The organism is Acinetobacter sp. YH01021 (assembly GCF_013420255.1).
Lineage (GTDB): Bacteria > Pseudomonadota > Gammaproteobacteria > Pseudomonadales > Moraxellaceae > Acinetobacter.
Window position 1 is genome coordinate 111006 of sequence record NZ_VOYO01000002.1, and the last position, 14255, is coordinate 125260.

At 43.8% G+C, this 14255-nt stretch carries 14 protein-coding genes and 1 pseudogene; 3 read left to right on the top strand and 12 right to left on the bottom strand.

Annotated features, from left to right (window positions below; translation table 11 throughout):
- Positions 1-17 precede the first annotated feature (17 nt).
- The 4 genes from FTT86_RS02330 to FTT86_RS02345 form a co-directional block, all read right to left on the bottom strand.
- A complete protein-coding gene (locus tag FTT86_RS02330; RefSeq protein ID WP_004280661.1) occupies positions 18-356 on the bottom strand; it encodes an FKBP-type peptidyl-prolyl cis-trans isomerase in 339 nt (112 codons plus the stop codon).
- 85 nt (positions 357-441) lie between these two features.
- The gene (locus tag FTT86_RS02335; protein ID WP_180180469.1) at positions 442-1065 is read right to left on the bottom strand and encodes an MgtC/SapB family protein; all 624 of its coding nucleotides are present in this window, start codon (positions 1063-1065) and stop codon (positions 442-444) included.
- Between the two features lie 85 nt (positions 1066-1150).
- The gene (locus FTT86_RS02340; RefSeq protein ID WP_026056583.1) at positions 1151-1681 is read right to left on the bottom strand and encodes a YaeQ family protein; all 531 of its coding nucleotides are present in this window, start codon (positions 1679-1681) and stop codon (positions 1151-1153) included.
- Between the two features lie 101 nt (positions 1682-1782).
- A complete protein-coding gene (locus FTT86_RS02345) occupies positions 1783-2790 on the bottom strand; it encodes a GTP-binding protein (protein WP_180180470.1) in 1008 nt (335 codons plus the stop codon).
- Between the two features lie 391 nt (positions 2791-3181).
- Between FTT86_RS02345 and FTT86_RS02350 the strand changes: the two genes are divergently transcribed.
- Together FTT86_RS02350 and FTT86_RS02355 are read left to right on the top strand one after the other, a co-directional pair.
- Positions 3182-3415: a hypothetical protein gene (locus FTT86_RS02350; RefSeq protein WP_004645811.1), complete on the top strand. Its 234-nt coding sequence runs from the start codon at positions 3182-3184 to the stop codon at positions 3413-3415.
- A gap of 353 nt (positions 3416-3768) precedes the next feature.
- A complete protein-coding gene (locus FTT86_RS02355) occupies positions 3769-5373 on the top strand; it encodes a bifunctional 3-(3-hydroxy-phenyl)propionate/3-hydroxycinnamic acid hydroxylase (RefSeq protein ID WP_180180471.1) in 1605 nt (534 codons plus the stop codon).
- A gap of 82 nt (positions 5374-5455) precedes the next feature.
- Here FTT86_RS02355 and FTT86_RS02360 read toward each other — a convergent pair whose 3' ends face one another.
- The 7 genes and pseudogenes from FTT86_RS02360 to FTT86_RS02390 form a co-directional block, all read right to left on the bottom strand.
- A complete protein-coding gene (locus FTT86_RS02360) occupies positions 5456-6070 on the bottom strand; it encodes a glutathione S-transferase family protein (protein WP_180180546.1) in 615 nt (204 codons plus the stop codon).
- Between the two features lie 133 nt (positions 6071-6203).
- Entirely contained in the window at positions 6204-7097 is an 894-nt protein-coding gene (locus FTT86_RS02365; RefSeq protein ID WP_005104032.1) for a LysR substrate-binding domain-containing protein, read from the bottom strand.
- 1 nt (position 7098) lies between these two features.
- Positions 7099-8300 (bottom strand): annotated as a pseudogene (locus tag FTT86_RS02370) (MFS transporter).
- 40 nt (positions 8301-8340) lie between these two features.
- A complete protein-coding gene (locus tag FTT86_RS02375; RefSeq protein WP_180180472.1) occupies positions 8341-8904 on the bottom strand; it encodes a TetR/AcrR family transcriptional regulator in 564 nt (187 codons plus the stop codon).
- A gap of 150 nt (positions 8905-9054) precedes the next feature.
- Entirely contained in the window at positions 9055-9576 is a 522-nt protein-coding gene (locus FTT86_RS02380; RefSeq protein WP_004280680.1) for an acyl-CoA thioesterase, read from the bottom strand.
- Positions 9577-9863: 287 nt separating this feature from the next.
- Entirely contained in the window at positions 9864-10040 is a 177-nt protein-coding gene (locus tag FTT86_RS02385; RefSeq protein WP_004731959.1) for a hypothetical protein, read from the bottom strand.
- A 339-nt stretch (positions 10041-10379) separates the two neighbouring features.
- Entirely contained in the window at positions 10380-11384 is a 1005-nt protein-coding gene (locus tag FTT86_RS02390) for a patatin-like phospholipase family protein (protein ID WP_180180473.1), read from the bottom strand.
- Positions 11385-11508: 124 nt separating this feature from the next.
- On the opposite strand from FTT86_RS02390, the gene chrA reads away from it, so the two are divergent.
- Positions 11509-12714 carry a chromate efflux transporter gene (gene chrA / locus FTT86_RS02395; protein ID WP_005252631.1) on the top strand — a complete coding sequence of 402 codons (1206 nt, stop codon included), beginning with the start codon at positions 11509-11511 and terminating at the stop codon, positions 12712-12714.
- Between the two features lie 55 nt (positions 12715-12769).
- On the opposite strand, the gene FTT86_RS02400 is transcribed toward chrA, so the two are convergent.
- On the bottom strand, positions 12770-14245 hold the full coding sequence (locus FTT86_RS02400) for a sodium:alanine symporter family protein (protein WP_005252633.1): 1476 nt from the start codon (positions 14243-14245) through the stop codon (positions 12770-12772).
- Positions 14246-14255 lie beyond the last annotated feature (10 nt).

Below are 14255 nucleotides of genomic sequence, written 5' to 3' on the forward strand. Positions count from 1 at the left end.
CAGCCAGTTAAATCATTTTAATCACGTGTTTTTACGTCAAACAGTTCAATTTCAAAAATCAGGTTGGAATTGGCTGGAATGACTTTACCCATTTTACGTTCGCCATAGGCCAAATGTGCAGGCACCATCAGTTTACGCTTGCCACCAACTTTCATTCCCAGAATCCCCTGATCCCAACCTTTGATCACACGACCGGTACCAATAACAGTTTCAAAATAATTACCGCGGTCAATTGAAGAATCGAACTTGGTTCCATCTTCCAGCCAGCCAGTATAGTGCGTGGTAATTAGGGCACCTTTCACCGCTTCTTTACCTTCGCCTACTTTTAAATCAATAATTTCAAGTTCGTTGATCATGGTTATTTACCTAAGAGGGGCATAAAATTCAAAGCTCAGTATAAACCGGATTGCTCTGTTTTTTTAAGTCTGGGCCATTGATGGGTTAAAAGCTGAGTTCCTGAATATTCTTATCATTGAGTAAATACTGGGTTAATTCTTGATGATTCTTGGCCGACCCCATCAGAATCCAGCGTCCGACAATCTGTTGATCCATTTTTTTTTGTGAGGAATGCACTACTTTTAACTGATAACGTTTAAATAGCATTTCGTAGTGATTGGAATCATTTTGATCAAATGGGCAGACGATTTCATAGCTGCGTTCCTGATTCAGAGATTCAATGCCGCGCTGGACATACATCAATAGAACCAGCACCGCCATGACAATAAAAGTAGCCCAAATACTTAAGAGTTCATAGCCTGCACCGACCGCCATGCCGAGTGCTGCCGTCATCCAGATCGTGGTTGCGGTGGTAATTCCAGAAATACGGTTATCATCTTTCAGGATAACACCAGCGCCCAGAAAACCCAGCCCAGTCAAGACATTGGCGGCCAGCCGGTCAGGATTGGCCACGCCTATTTTCAGGGAAATAATGGTAAATAAACAGGAACTCAGACTGACCATAATCATGGTACGCAGTCCGGCAGATTTACTGTGATACTCACGCTCTGCACCAATAATTGCGCCAATCGCGACAGCTAGCAGTAAATCATAAAGTTCATGGTACATGGTGCAACCCTGCGTATTCTTATTCCTCAGATATACGCAATTTGAGCTACAGGATACAAGTCCAGACTTGCATCCTTATTTGGCCTTATTGTAACTGTTCCCACTCCACCAGCACCTGGCCCTGATCACCGATCAAGGTCCATTCACCATCCATCACATTGAGCTGTAACTGCATGGTGCGTTCGCATAATTGTGGCAATGCGTCGGTGGTTGCGGTAGATAACTTCCACACTTCCACATTTTTTAAGGTTTTTAATTTGCTGCTGCGCTTATACCATTCATCCACCGCAGAACCATAGGTGACAACTGCGACCTGCTTGCAACGCGCACTGGCCTTTTTGACTTTATCTTCATCCGGGCTACCGACTTCAATCCATTTGACCAGTTGACCGGTCAGATCTTTTTCCCAGAGTGCCGGTTCATCGGTTTCAAAAAGATCCTTGGTAAATTCCAGCGCTTCATCGGCATAGCGTGCATAGGCCAAAATACGCACCATCAAGCGTTCAATGGTTTCTGAAGGATGCAGCGCCATCGTCAGCTGATAGTCTGCATAACGATGCGTATCCATGTCCGCAATATTCAAATCAACCTTATAAATCGTCGCTTTTAACGCCATCACATAATCCTCAAATTTGGCGCCTAGCATATAAGATTTAGCGCTATTTTGCTGAACAGATTTAGGCCAATAATTTATTCAGCGCACTAGAAATAGTGCCGTTATTTTTCTGGATCCATACGACATTGCATCAGGGCAGTTTCAAATGCCAGCCAATCCCGTGACTGTTGATAAATCACTTCTACCCGGTTATCAATACCTTCATCTACCGACTGATAATTAAACTGCTCAGGATTAAAATTAAAGCTTTTCCAGCCTTGATCCGTATTAAAAATCCCCTTGATTCTGAGCCAGTCTTTTTGTTCACAGAGCAGATCCAGCAGATCATAAAAATTAAATTGCCAGCGTTTTGGCAATTTCCAGCCCGCAACCTGATAACCTTGCGCACTTTCTACATAATGATAGGGCATCTGCTGAATCACTACGGGCGTATCCGCTGAACGGGTGATCTGTTGCTGTTTTAACAAAGGCTGAATCTGACGGGCGGAACCCCGATAGTCCTGCTTGATCTGTTCGATATCGAGTTGCCCCTGCTCAGTCATTAGCCACTGTTGGGTATAGGGTTGATATTCTGCCTGAAGTTGCGTGAGTGCTGCGTGATCTGCGGCTGTCATCAAGTCAGTATGTGAAATCACCACAATATGCGCTGCCTTGAGCTGGTCTGCATACAGGTTTTGCTGGGTCCAATCCCGGTCATGCAAACGCGAACCATCCACCACGGTGACCAATGCCTGCATGTTTAAATGACTCTGCCAGTGCGGTTCGGTCAGCTGTTCCAGTAATTGGCCAGGATGCCCCAGTCCGGTAGGTTCGATAAACAGACGATCCGGTTTCACTTCTGACAGCAGGCGTGACAAGGCAATCTGCATCGGCAATTGGCTACTGCAACATAGACAACCACCCAACAGCTCTTTGACCGCATAACCCTGATCTTGCGGCAATAACTGCTGGTCTACCCCAATCTGGCCGAATTCATTCATTAGCACAGCCCAGATTTCCTGTTCCGGTTTTTGCTGTAATAAATGTTTGAGTAGTGTGGTTTTACCTGCACCCAAAAATCCGGAAATGATATGGACAGGAATAGCCTGCGACGCTGACAGAATTTTCAAAATCGACTCTCAAGAGATTGAATAGAAATAGTAATACTCTGCATTATAAAGCACAGTGTGACTTTAAAATGCGTGTTCTTCGCAAACACGGCGTGAAAATCACAGAGATAAAAATTAATAGAATGATCCCAAATTACCAATTTTCTATGTTAACTTTTATTTCAAATTGGATTCTTGAAATATTCACACACACTTTCATTAAATAAAACTCCGCATAATTAACAGAAATAAAACAACTTTCTCAGTTTTGTATCTGCTGGGTTATTCCCTGCGTGTCGCTTTTGTTAATTGATTTGCTCAGTAAAATTTCAGTGCTTAGGATGGGCATCTGTCGAATTGATGTGATGGTCAGCTCGGCAGATTACATGACATGAATAAAAGGATGCCAAAAATGAAATATGCACAAATCTTACTTGCCACTACGCTTACTGCTGCTGCAGCCACCAGTTTTGCTGATAGTAAAACTACAGATGCGAAAACCACCACTGCAGAAGAAAAAGTGATTGTGACTACCCAGGAATTACCTGAATCGAATGCTCCTGTTGCAGGCGCATCTGCAGAGCAGCCTGCTGCTTCTGAAGCTGCTGCGGAAACTACGACACCTGCAAAACCTGCTGCACGTTAAGTGATTGAACAACTCGTTTAATCCTTCAATGAAGATATCAGGGACAGTAATTCTCCAGTAGGCTTTGTCCTATACTGCCCCCGATATTATTCGATGCTGAATCATGCTTGATGCTGGTTCAGCATTTTTATTGCATAAAATCTATTTATCACCATAGTCAAAACTGATCATAGAATTAATACAGGCTATCAAATTTTTATTATTTTTATAATTAAAATCAATTATTTATTTAAAAACCACCTATTTCAATCCAATATTATCCATATACTTAAGCTACTATTGCCTAACTTGTTTCTGGCTTCTAACTGTCCCTTAATAGCATCAAATGCAAGTCGATTGAGTGGACATTCGCTATGAGCAATACTAATTACACTACTGAAGTGGCAATCCTTGGCGCCGGCCCTGTAGGCTTAACCATTGCCAACTATCTGAGCAAGCAAGGCGTAGCTGTCACGATTGTCGAGCAACTGGATAGTTTGATTGATTATCCACGTGCGATTGGAATCGATGATGAATCCTTACGTACCATTCAATCTTTGGGTTTAGTCGATCAAGTCTTACCGCATACCACTCCGAATCATGCGATGCGCTTCTTGACGCCTAAAGGTCGCTGTTTTGCAGATATTCAGCCTTTAACACGTGAGTTTGGTTTCTCGCGCCGTAATGCCTTTATTCAGCCACAAGTCGATAACGTCCTACTGCAAGGCTTAAAGCAATATAAAAACACCCAAGTGCTATTTTCTCGTCAATTGACACAGTTTAGTCAAGATGCTGACGGCGTAACACTCAATCTGCAAAATAAAGAGGGCGATGCAGAAACCATCCGCGCTCAATATCTGATTGCCTGTGATGGCGGTAATTCTTATGTGCGCCGCAACCTGGGCATTGCCTTTGAAGGTGAAACCGCACCGAATCAATGGATCGTGATCGACCTTGAGAATGACCCGCTGGCTACACCGCATATTTACTTATGTTGTGATCCGGTTCGTCCTTATGTATCAGCTGCATTACCACATGGTATTCGCCGTTTTGAATTTATGGTCATGCCGGGTGAAACGCAGGAAGAACTGAGCAAACCGGAAAATATTGCCAAACTTCTTTCTAAGGTTTTACCAAGCACGGAGGGTATCGAAGTGATCCGTCAGCGTGTCTATACCCATAATGCCCGTATTGCCGACAAATTCCGTGTCGACCGAATTTTACTGGCCGGTGATGCAGCGCACATTATGCCGGTGTGGCAGGGTCAGGGTTATAACAGTGGTATGCGTGATGCCTTTAACCTGGCCTGGAAAATGGCACTGGTTGTTCAAGGCAAAGCTGGCCCAGCACTTTTAAATTCTTATCAGATCGAGCGGAAAGACCACGCCAAGGCGATGATTGACCTGTCGGTGATGGCAGGTCACGTACTGGCACCACCGAAAAAATGGCAAGGTTTTGTTCGTGACGGCATTGCCTATGCCCTGAACTACATCAAGCCGATCAAACAGTATCTGCTGGAAATGCGCTTCAAACCAATGCCGAAATATCATGACGGCGCACTTTTGAGTAACGGAGCCAAAAACTCTCCAGTCGGCAAGATGTTTATCCAGCCTCAGGTTCAACTGGCTTCGGGTGAAACCGTATTACTGGATGAAGTGATCGGCAATGATTTTGCGATTATTGCCTGGGGTGTCGATCCGAAATGGGGTCTTAGTTCGGAGACGTTGCAACAGTGGAAATCGCTGGGCGTGAAATTCATTCAGGTAATTCCTGCGGTGCAATTGCAAAATAGCCAGCGTAAACAGTATGAAGATGTCATCACCATTGGTGATATCGGCACAGATATCCGCTCGTGGTTTGGCAACACGTCTGAATCCGTTGTGATCTTGCGTCCTGACCGTTTCGTAGCTGCCCTGGCCATTCCTCAATCGATGGAAAGCACCAGCCAGCAACTGTTTAAAAAACTTTACCTGAAATAATATTAGGGTCACTTTTCACCACGCTTCGGCGTGGTTTTTTTTATTGTTTTTAGATATCTCGGACAATATATAGACTGAGGAGTTAGACTCGGTATTCCTGAAACCACGGGATATCTTTCAGGGAATCACGAGAGGCCATCTGCTGCAGGAAGGGTCTGAACTCGTCAAATTTCGGTAAAATTTTCGCAGAGATCGCGAAAATCAAACAGTAAGCCACATAGAGATCTGCGGCCGAGACTTTTTCACCCAACAGATAAGGACTGGCCTGCCCGATGCCCTGTTTCAGAAAATCAAATACGGCTGCTTCATTCCCAAAACTTAAACCTCTCCGGTTCTTTTCAATATTTTCTGGCGACACCTGTAAATTTTTTATATCGATATATTCGGTAAAGGGTCCATGACAGAAAAACATCCATTTCAAATACGCCCCACGCTTCGGATCATCCAAAGCAGGTGCCAATCCTTTGTCAGAATACTTATCTGCCAGATAGATAAAAATGGCGGCCATTTCTGAAATGACGATCTCCTGATCTACCAGACAGGGAACTTTTCCCATCGGATTCATCTGTGTATATGCCTGCTGATGCATATCCTCATAGGCAATCTCCACCTGCTCAATCTGATCTTCAATTTGTAATTCTTTCAGCAAAGGCAACAAGGTCAGGCCACGTGATTGCGGATTGTTATAGAGCTTCATCATCCTGCTTCAACCGGTTTTTTTATTGTTAGAGGTTCAGTATAAAGCGATTTGCAGTTCCGATTTAAAAGGATGTGCTACAGATCATTTCTGTCGCACTGCTTTTTCGATGGGCTGATCAACGATGCAGATATTAGAAAAGATCCACACAAAACTTTTCTTTTAATACTTTCAAAATCAGATCAATCACCACATGTTTTTGATCCTTGCGATAATTGGCATACAGTCCAATCATCGGTAACGGTTCTAGGGTCTTTTTCACCACAATATTATCGCCGAGCAATGGAATCACATAGGCTGGCACCAGACTCCAGCCCACGCCCATTCCCACCAGATTGACATTGAGCAGAATATTGGTGGAATACTGCACCACATTCACTTTTAATTTGGACTGTTTAAAAAAATCCTGAATCAGCTTATGCAGTTGCGGTGAGGACTGCTCACCACTAATCACAAAGTCCTGATTTTCAAAACTCTTGATACTGACATAGGACAAGGCCGCAGCCGGGGAATCTTTCGGCACGATCAGGGTTAGAGGCTCATCAAAAATGCGGATCGAATCAAACTCACTCAACTGCCCTGGATATCGGGTAAAGGCAATGTCAATCTGTCCATTTCTTAAAGCACTAAACTGTTCTGCATCGGTCAGACTGTGAAACTGTGCTTTCAGTTCAGGAAAATGCGCGCGGATATTCGGCATGATATAAGGAAAGACTTTCATTTCCGCGACCGGGACAAAACCGATATTCAGCTGGTCCTGCTGCGCATTGGCGATCTGTCTGGCAGTCTGAATGGCGCGCTCTGCATGCTCAAGACTCAATAAAGCTTCTTTTAAAAATGCCTGACCGGCTTCAGTGAGCCCGACCTTACGGTTATTCCGCTCCAGCAACTGTACGCCAACCTCACGTTCCAGATCCTTGATTTGCTGGCTCAGTGATGGCTGTACCGTATTTAATTTTTCCGCGGCACGGGTAAAGTTCAGTTCCTGCGCCACTGTAACGAAATAACGTAAATGTCTTAATTCCATTTTATAACTCCAAACTTGCCGGGCGCTTATTTTTGCTTTTTGGCAACATACTGACGATAAACCAATATCGTCACAATGACGAGTACAGCACTCAAAACATAGGTGGTTTCAAAGCCCCAATAGGCAATCAATATTCCCATGGCTACGGAACCGATCGCCAAACCCAAATCAAACAGGGTAAAGAAAGTTGAAATCGCATGTCCCATACGCTGTTTGTCGACCGACTGAATGGCCAAGGTCTGCAAACATGGGAACAGTGAACCATAACCGATTCCAATAAACACCGCCGACAACCATAATATCCATTGATTGGAAATCAGGCTGACAATCACCAGACCAATGGCAAAGAAAATAAAGGAAGGATAAATAACCGCACTGGGTCCCTTACGGTCATAAATCTTTCCAACCCAAGGTCTGACCAGCAACATGGACGCTGCAAAGACAATAAAGAATACGCTGGTATTAGGCTAAAAGCTGCTTGGTTTCACTAAATGCAATAATAAAACTCATGATGCCCGAGTAGGCAAAAGCGGTTAGCAACGCCACAAAACTTACCGCCAGAACTTTGACTTCCAGAATATCCTGCAAGCTCAAACTGACTTTCCCTGTACTTATGGCTTCAGGTTTTGGTAACTCTGTGATTTTGAGCATCCAGCAGAAGATGAGTCCCAAAGAAATAATAACGGCAAGAATGCCAAATAAGACTTTGAAGCTGGTGAACTGAATTACGGTCAATGCCAGCAAGGGCCCAAACACTACACCCAGATTAGTCGACATGACAAAATAACCCATGCCCTCGCCTTTGCGCTGTTCAGGAATAAATTCATTAGCGACAGGTACTGCCACCGTGGTCAAAATACTGAACCAGATGCCATGTAAAAAACGCACCAGCAACAGCGACCACATGCTATCCACCAGCAAATAACTAAAGGCAAATAAGGCAAAAATCACACCTGCGCCGCGCATCGAGATTTTCTTGCCGAGCTTTTCGATGATCATGCCGGAAAATGGCCGAATCGCAATCGAAGAGGCCAAAAATAGCGTCAGCGCCAACCCAGCTTCTTTTACCGAACCGCCCAGATCTTTCATGATGTAAATCGGCAAGATGGTCAGTAAGGCAAAGTAATAAACGAACAGGAAAAAATTATTGAATAAGCACAAGATAAATGAGCGATTCCATAACCGCTCAGCGCTAACTGACATAATCACCAACTTTTAAAATTTGTAGGGAAATAGCACAAACTCAGGCTTGAATAGCGACAGGATACAAGGCCAACTCGACCAGATTCTGGATATAGTGTTCATCTGGAATCCGGTTGAAAAAAATAATCTGGTAATGAATCGGGCCGTATAAGGTATCCAGCATCAAATCAAAAGGATAATCCGGGCGTATTTCTCCCCGTTCAATCGCTTGCTGAATCAGTTGATGGGTCTGTTGCCGACGTGGCAACAGATATTGCTGAAAGAACTCACCTGCCAGTTCGCGGTGATTGGTAATCACCACCAGCAAAGCCCGCCCCACCGGATGATTCAGTGCCTGAGATAAAGAATTGAGTTGTTGAATGAGATTGCTTTTCAGGCTTTTAGAGACATCTAGCTCAAATATTGAGGCTGTATGTTGCTTGAAAGTATCTAATACCAGTTCCGATTTATGTTTCCACCAGCGATAAATCGTGGACTTGCCGACGCCAGCACATGCCGCTACATCTTCAATCGTCAGCTGATGATATTCACATTCTGCCAGCGCATCTGCGACCGCCTGTAAAATGCACTGCTGTCGTCGGGAACTTTTTTCGTCACTGCTCATATTTTTCTACTTAACTTTTAAGATCTAAAAATCGAAACGATACGTATCGTTTTATATTGGGGTAAAAAATAACAAAGCTCCAGTGAAAAACTGAAATCGATGCAAAAAAAAGACCTTCATATGAAGGTCTTTTCTCAATCACGATTTAACTTAACTCTGTGCAGTCTTTTTATAAATGCTGCATGAAGGATGATGATTTTCTTGCAAACGCGCGACTTTACGCTGTTCTGCTGCTTCAAAACGGCAACGTTTCCAGTCATTGTCCAGGTTCAAAGCTGGAATCTGTTTTGGTTTACCATTTTCATCCACCGCAACCATGGTGAAATAACAGCTATTGGTATGACGTACCGTTCTCTTTTGAATATTCTGGGCTTCTACACGAATCCCGATTTCCATTGAAGTACGGCCAACATGATTCACACTGGCCAGAAAGGTAACCAGCTCACCAACGTGAATCGGCTCTTTAAAATTCACCTTGTCTACAGATAAGGTCACGACATAACTACCCGAATAGCGACTTGCACACGCATACGCCACCTGATCCAATAATTTCAGAATGGTTCCACCATGAACATTTCCTGAAAAATTTGCCATATCTGGCGTCATGAGAACTGACATCGTTAACTCTGACTGGTCATCCGACACTGCTGCAATTTGATCTAAAGGGGCCATCGTTTTCTTTGAACTCTTTGAATGACAAGGTTATCGTTTATTATTATAGCGTTTTTAACATGAATAAAATGTTCAATTCGGCAAATGAAGCATCACAATTATTGATATAGAAAATGTATTCATACAGAAAAAAATATATTTAATTGCTTAAAATCTCAGTTAGAAAGTTAAGTGCCAATAAATCAACACTTATTTATCTGGGGTTGATCACACAGCAACTGAGAATTTTTCACTGTTTTAAGCGCTGAACAAAAATAATTCAGGAAAATAAAAAGGCTCTGCGTGATTTAAAGCATCACTGGCCTGAGCATTTCCTGCGCCACGTTCTGATAACTTAAAATTTGTTGACCATCCAAGGTCGTTTCAACGGTAAAAGAACCATCCTGATGGGTCGCGGTCACTGTAAAAATATAGTGTTCGAATTGTGCCAGTTTGACCTGCTGTCCAATTTTAATATGCATCATGATGTCTACATCTGTGTAGTGATCTTTTCAAACTGCATTCTGGCATGAACATCGATGCTTTTGAATATTTGATCAACTTAAGTATAAGAATAATAATATTAAAATTTTAATTTAAGACGAATAAGGCTTATTATTTAAAACAATATACTTATAATTCAATTTGTTATATTTAAAATTAATTTTATCTTTTGCGATAATTCCGACTGACTGATACACATAGGCAATCATCTTATCTTTTATAACAATCAGTTAAGCGTTACAGCCGATGATCCGTTATCCTTTTGAGTGAATATCCCTATAATGCGATATAGGGATAAACAGAAATTTCAAAAAAAAGATTTATTGAGCTTGATGTTCATGTACCACAAACTGTGGAATGCGATGTCCTTGAGCATAATCATGTTTTTGGTAGGCTTGTGAAATTTCCATCAACTTTAACTGGGTCGCCTCGGCACCAGCCTGCATAGTGAGTTCCCTGCCACGGACATCAAAGATATGGCCTTTTTCGCGTAAATCCGGCTGAATCACCACATCTGCATGCTTTAATTCTTCATGCGCCAGATGTTGCTGCATAATATTGATGTTCTGGTTAAACAGTCCCCAGACATTGCTGGTTTCCGTGTGAATGGGTTGTGCCAGAATATCTACCGCAATCACAATGTCGGCTCCCAACTCACGTGCCACATCGACCGGCACCGGACTGACTAGACCACCATCTACATATTCTTTACCTTGAATGATGGTCGGAATAAACATACTCGGAATCGAGACTGAAGCACGTACCGCCTGTCCGGTATTGCCATAGTTAAAGACGACTTTCTTGCCTTCTTTCAGCGCGGTTGCTACCACAAACATTGGGATTTTCATGGCTTCAAGCGGGGTTTGATCGACCTGCAAATTGACATAATCTTCAACTTTCTTGCCGTCAAAAAAGCCTTTTCTGGCTAGTTTGATATCACGGACATCATTCGGTCGCATGCTGAGGGCAATATTGCGCAGTTCAATCGCCGGTTTACCACTTGCATAAATGGATCCCACAATGCTGCCCGCACTGGTTCCGACAATAAAATCTGGTTGAATACCCGCCTGTTCCAGTACTTCCAACGCACCAATATGCGCATAGCCACGAGCACCGCCACTGCCCAGAACTAAAGCAACTACCGGACGTTGCTGGGTTTGCTTGATCTTTTGAAAATCAATTTGATTCGGACGTGCCTGAGCTTCTCCGCGTTGTGCAGCAGGTTGTAGATGACCGGTCGCCGCTTGCGCTGTCATTGGGGTCGTTTGGCAAGCACTTAGGCCAAATGTACCCAGTATCACCATACTCAACACATATTTCTGCATGCAGAGAATGTCCTCATTAATCTAAAGCAGCATAGTGTATAAACACATGCATAAATAGTCTGTAGAATTTCGTAAAACTGTCATACAGTTCAGCTACTTTACCTTCATTTTTCCCCATAACTGTATGTCTTCAATCTCACTGTATCGGATTTTCCTGATTTTCCTGCAACTGGGCTGCATTTCATTTGGTGGTCCAGCGGCGCATCTGGTGTTTTTTCACCGAAAATTTGTGACCCAACTGCAATGGTTGAATGACACCCAGTACAGTCAACTGGTCGCTTTGGCGCAACTTTTACCCGGGCCGAGCAGCAGTCAGGTGGGACTGTCGATCGGTTATCTGCAACGGGGCTATACTGGTGCCGTGATCGCATGGTTGGGTTTTACCCTGCCCTCAATGATTCTGATGACCTTGGTGGCGCTCTTGGGTCAAAGCTATTTTCATATTTTAAACTCAAACAGCTTTCATACCATCCAGTTAATTGTATTTTCTGTAATCGCCTGGGCATTCTGGCAAATGCTGAGAAGCTTCTGTAAAACGGTTTGGCAATACGCTGTCTTAATCCTCTCTGTCGCATTACTGATAGTCGTTTCAGTAAGTTTTAACCAGATTCTGGTCATTATACTGGGCGCAATCTGTGGACTCTTGGCTGGATATTTTTCCCAATCAGATTCGAAACCCAAAGAAATTAACAAAACGGCAATCAGCTCGCCATATATTCGATCTGCCGCTGCACCCTATTGGCTGCTAGCATTTATCTTGCCATTTTTGCTGCTGCCCTTAGCAGGCAAATTATGGGGTGAATCGGAGCTGCAATTTTTTTCCAATTTCTATCAGACTGGCTCGCTGGTGTTTGGTGGCGGTCATGTGATTCTGCCTTTGTTACATCAGGACTTTGTCACAACCGGTTTGGTGAGTGCGCAATCTTTTGATCTTGGCTATGCCTTTACCCAACTGATGCCGGGACCTTTATTCAGTTTTGCCAGTTATATCGGTGCCTTGCTGCCTTGGACGCCTTATGTCTGGCTGAATGCAGTGCTAGCGACCTGCACAATATTTTTACCTTCATTTTTTCTGATTTTTGCCACCTTGCCTTACTGGTCATGGTTGATGCAGCAGCGCCATATTCATCAGGCGGTGATGGGCATCAATGCTGCGGTAGTGGGACTGTTACTGTATTTATTGCTGGATCTTTCACAACGTTATTTTAGTTATGGCTCCGACCTGGTCTTTGTCGCGGTGATGATTGCTCTGCTACGCTCAAAACTACCGGTCTGGTTCAGCCTGATTTTAGGCTTTGTGCTTTATCAAAGTTATTTAAATTTCTTTTAAATAAAACTTTGGCACAAAAAAAGCCCCGAATGATCGGGGCTTTTTGCTTCAAGTCTTACCAGATATCTGATTTGACCTTGTCTTTAAATTTAGGATGGTTATCCAGTTTAAATTCAGGCTCTTTCACACCACGCTTCAACTGACCAGTATAGTCGCGAAGTAGCATCAGCAAGAATGGCATCAGCAACAGGATTGCGATCAGGTTGATGCTTGCCATGACACCCATGAACAGATCTGCCATATTCCAGATCAATGGCACACTGGCGATAGAACCGAAATACACCATGACCAATACAAATAAGCGGAAAATCAACATCACCCGGCTATTGTTATTGATGAACTGGACGTTTCCTTCGGCATAGGCATAGTTACCAATAATCGAAGAATAGGCAAACAGGAACAGAATCAAAGCCAGGAAGTCATCACCCCAAGCACCAATCTGGCTTTCAAGCGCCATCTGGGTCAAGGTCACGCCTTCAAATCCTGCATTTTCATACAGACCCGAAACCAGAATAATAATCGCGGTACATGAACACACCACAAAGGTATCTACAAATACTCCGAGCATCTGTACCAGACCCTGGTTGACCGGATGTTTGACATCGGAAGCTGCAGCAGCATTCGGTGCCGAACCCATCCCTGCCTCGTTAGAGAACAGACCACGCTTGATGCCCATCATCATCGCCATAGATACCATGGCGCCAAAGAATCCACCAGCGGCGGCTTCAAATTCAAAGGCTTTACTGAAAATGAGCTGGAAGATGGATGGGAGCAAATCGTAATTGATGACCGCAATATACAAAGCCACAGCCAGATAAAGCACAGCCATAAACGGCACAAAGCTTTCCGCAACTTTCGCAATCCGTTTAATCCCGCCAAAAATGATCACCGCAGTCATCAAGACCAGAAACAATCCGACCCAGGAAATTTCCAGATTCAGGCCGCCTAATGGCAGAATCAGGTTCGCCTGATCCCAGCCCCAGGCATGAGAGGTTGCTCCGGTAATGGCATTGGCCTGAACTGCATTGAAGACAAAACCATAAGTCGTGATCAATGCAATCGCAAAGACAATCCCGAGCCATTTCTGTTTCAGGCCTTGAGTAATGTAATAAGCTGGACCACCACGGAATTGCTGGTTTTTGTTATCTCGCACCTTAAACAACTGTGCCAAAGAGGATTCAACAAAAGCAGAACTCATACCCAAAAAGGCAGTAAACCACATCCAGAACACGGCACCGGGGCCACCAATCGCAATCGCAATGGCAACACCTGCGACATTGCCCACACCAACCCGGCTTGCCAATCCGGTGACAAAAGCCTGAAACGGAGTAATGCCGTGCGTATCCTGAACCTTGCCACGGCTATTTTTCATGACTTTCATGCTGTGCCAGAACAAACGAATTTGTACTGCACCGGTCATGATCGTGTAGAAAATACCGACTGCGACCAGAAACACCACCAGAAAATCCCATAAAGGACCATTCAGGGCATTAATCCAGCCGAGTAAGGTTTCATTTAACTGATCATTCATGTCACATCCT

What these genes read in the sequence shown, in the direction of transcription:
- FTT86_RS02400 (WP_005252633.1), bottom strand. Translation starts at nt 14,245, where the DNA reads ATGAATGATCAGTTAAATGAAACCTTACTCGGCTGGATTAATGCCCTG.
- FTT86_RS02385 (WP_004731959.1), bottom strand. Translation starts at nt 10,040, where the DNA reads ATGATGCATATTAAAATTGGACAGCAGGTCAAACTGGCACAATTCGAA.
- chrA (WP_005252631.1), top strand. Translation starts at nt 11,509, where the DNA reads ATGTCTTCAATCTCACTGTATCGGATTTTCCTGATTTTCCTGCAACTG.
- FTT86_RS02365 (WP_005104032.1), bottom strand. Translation starts at nt 7,097, where the DNA reads ATGGAATTAAGACATTTACGTTATTTCGTTACAGTGGCGCAGGAACTG.
- FTT86_RS02355 (WP_180180471.1), top strand. Translation starts at nt 3,769, where the DNA reads ATGAGCAATACTAATTACACTACTGAAGTGGCAATCCTTGGCGCCGGC.
- FTT86_RS02360 (WP_180180546.1), bottom strand. Translation starts at nt 6,070, where the DNA reads ATGAAGCTCTATAACAATCCGCAATCACGTGGCCTGACCTTGTTGCCT.
- FTT86_RS02390 (WP_180180473.1), bottom strand. Translation starts at nt 11,384, where the DNA reads ATGCAGAAATATGTGTTGAGTATGGTGATACTGGGTACATTTGGCCTA.
- FTT86_RS02335 (WP_180180469.1), bottom strand. Translation starts at nt 1,065, where the DNA reads ATGTACCATGAACTTTATGATTTACTGCTAGCTGTCGCGATTGGCGCA.
- FTT86_RS02375 (WP_180180472.1), bottom strand. Translation starts at nt 8,904, where the DNA reads ATGAGCAGTGACGAAAAAAGTTCCCGACGACAGCAGTGCATTTTACAG.
- FTT86_RS02330 (WP_004280661.1), bottom strand. Translation starts at nt 356, where the DNA reads ATGATCAACGAACTTGAAATTATTGATTTAAAAGTAGGCGAAGGTAAA.
- FTT86_RS02380 (WP_004280680.1), bottom strand. Translation starts at nt 9,576, where the DNA reads ATGGCCCCTTTAGATCAAATTGCAGCAGTGTCGGATGACCAGTCAGAG.
- FTT86_RS02340 (WP_026056583.1), bottom strand. Translation starts at nt 1,681, where the DNA reads ATGGCGTTAAAAGCGACGATTTATAAGGTTGATTTGAATATTGCGGAC.
- FTT86_RS02350 (WP_004645811.1), top strand. Translation starts at nt 3,182, where the DNA reads ATGAAATATGCACAAATCTTACTTGCCACTACGCTTACTGCTGCTGCA.